Below are 1,589 nucleotides of genomic sequence, written 5' to 3' on the forward strand. Positions count from 1 at the left end.
GTTGGGGTGAGGGTACGGGCAAAGCCCCGCAATGCCCGCTACACGGGCTTCGCCCCAACCCTCATCCGTCCCTTCGGGACACCTTCTCCCAGAGGGAGAAGGGATAAAAAGAACGGGCGCCTTTCGGCGCCCGTTCCGGTACAGCGTGCTTCCGCGGGGATCAGGCGTCGGCTTCGACGATGACCTTGACGGTGGCTTCCACGTCGGCGTGCAGCTTGATGACGACGTCGTACTCGCCGACGGCACGGAAAGCGCCTTCGCCGAGGATGACTTCGCTCTTTTCCAGCGGCAGGCCGGCGGCGGTGAAGGCCTCGGCGATGTCGCGCGGGCCGACCGAGCCATACAGCTTGCCTTCGGTCGAGGCGTGCGCACCGATGGTGACGCTGGCATCGGCGAACTTGGCGGCGCGGGCCTCGGCCTCGTCGTGGGTGGCCTTGGCCTTGGCTTCGTACTCGGCACGCTTGGCCTCGAAGGAAGCGACGTTGGCCTCGGTGGCCGGCACGGCCTTGCCCTGCGGCACGAGGAAGTTGCGGCCGTAGCCCGGCTTCACGTCGACCAGGTCGCCGAGGTTGCCGAGGTTGGTCACTTTCTGCAGGAGAATCAGCTTCATGGTGGTGCTCCGTTATTCGTTAGCGGGGCGCATGACCCCGCAACGCTTGCTGTCCGAATGGACGGGGAAAGATGCACGGGAGACGGAAGGCGCAATGCCCCGCCTCTCGTTGCCGCACTCAGACGTCGTGGTTGTCCGTGTACGGGATCAGCGCCAGGAAACGGGCGCGCTTGACCGCCGTGGCCAGCTGACGCTGGTACTTGGACTTGGTGCCGGTGACGCGGCTCGGCACGATCTTGCCGTTCTCGGTCAGGTACTGGCGCAGGGTGTTGAGATCCTTGTAGTCGATCTCCTTCACACCTTCGGCGGTGAACTTGCAGAACTTGCGGCGACGGAAGAACTTGGACATGGGTGTGCTCCTTATTCGGCGGAAGCGGCTTCTTCGCCGGCTTCGTCATTGGTGGAGGAAGTGGCACCCTCTTCGTCGTCGCGACGACGGCGCTCGCCACGCTCGGGCTTGTCGCCCTTCTCGTCCTTGCTCTTCATGATCAACGACTGCTCGGTGTCGGCCTCGTCACGCTTCATGACCAGGTTGCGCAGCACGGCGTCGTTGAAGCGGAAGCTTTCGGTCAACTCGTTCAGCACCGACTGGTCGGCCTCGATGTTCATCAGGACGTAGTGGGCCTTGACCAGGTTCTGGATCGGGTAGGCCAGCTGGCGGCGGCCCCAGTCTTCCAGACGGTGGATGGTGCCGTTGCCGTTCTCGACCAGCGCCTTGTAGCGCTCGATCATGGCCGGGACCTGTTCGCTCTGGTCCGGGTGGACCAGGAACACGATTTCGTAATGACGACTCATGTTTTTCTACCTTTCGGATGTGGCCCGTACGGGCCGGACAGCCCCCCGCCGTGGATCGCGGTGGGGCAAGGACTCCCGCGCCGGGGCGCAGGAAGCCCGTAATTATCCACTGGAAAATGGTCCCAGGCAAGTTCGCCGGGCCGGCGGCATTGCCGGCCCGCGCCCGGCCCTAGGCCGAATCGAC

Annotated in this window: 3 protein-coding genes; all 3 read right to left on the bottom strand. The window is 64.4% G+C overall.

Going from position 1 to position 1,589, the window contains the following annotated elements; genetic code table 11:
* Window positions 1-160: 160 nt before the first annotated feature.
* On the bottom strand, window positions 161-610 hold the full coding sequence (gene rplI / locus ABB34_RS14620) for a 50S ribosomal protein L9 (protein WP_057642110.1): 450 nt from the start codon (window positions 608-610) through the stop codon (window positions 161-163).
* 118 nt (window positions 611-728) lie between these two features.
* Complete coding sequence (gene rpsR / locus ABB34_RS14625; protein WP_002804494.1) at window positions 729-959, bottom strand: 30S ribosomal protein S18; 231 nt, start codon at window positions 957-959, stop codon at window positions 729-731.
* An 11-nt stretch (window positions 960-970) separates the two neighbouring features.
* On the bottom strand, window positions 971-1,405 hold the full coding sequence (gene rpsF, locus ABB34_RS14630; RefSeq protein ID WP_057642111.1) for a 30S ribosomal protein S6: 435 nt from the start codon (window positions 1,403-1,405) through the stop codon (window positions 971-973).
* Window positions 1,406-1,589: the final 184 nt, after the last annotated feature.

The sequence above is a fragment of the Stenotrophomonas daejeonensis genome, assembly GCF_001431505.1.
Classification (GTDB): Bacteria; Pseudomonadota; Gammaproteobacteria; order Xanthomonadales; family Xanthomonadaceae; genus Stenotrophomonas; species Stenotrophomonas daejeonensis.